The 239-nt window shown below is 39.3% G+C and carries 1 protein-coding gene; it reads right to left on the bottom strand.

Going from position 1 to position 239, the window contains the following annotated elements; translation table 11 throughout:
• A partial coding sequence (locus HMJ38_RS25890) for a hypothetical protein (RefSeq protein WP_228780283.1) occupies positions 1 to 239 on the bottom strand: 239 nt, incomplete at both ends.

The raw sequence follows: 239 nt of genomic DNA, 5'->3' as shown, positions 1-239 counted from the left end.
AATGATCCAAATCGCCATTGATCGTCCCCTATTCCACTTACTTCAACTCTGGTAGAGTATAGTTGATATTGCATTTCAAAGTTGAGTCCCAATTTTTTACTTTTGAAAGGTGTCAAAGTATAACCCACTCCTACACCGCCTTGAACCCCAATACCAAAATGATGTAAGAAGTCCTGATCATTGTTTGCATTTATGAAACGATTCTTGGTAAATACTGAGCCCATCCCAACCTCGCCTTT

Origin of the sequence: Aquiflexum lacus (genome assembly GCF_015476655.1) — a bacterium.
Taxonomy (GTDB): domain Bacteria; phylum Bacteroidota; class Bacteroidia; order Cytophagales; family Cyclobacteriaceae; genus Aquiflexum; species Aquiflexum lacus.
Note: the sequence above shows the minus strand (reverse complement) of the source record. Positions and strands in the feature narration are given on the sequence as shown.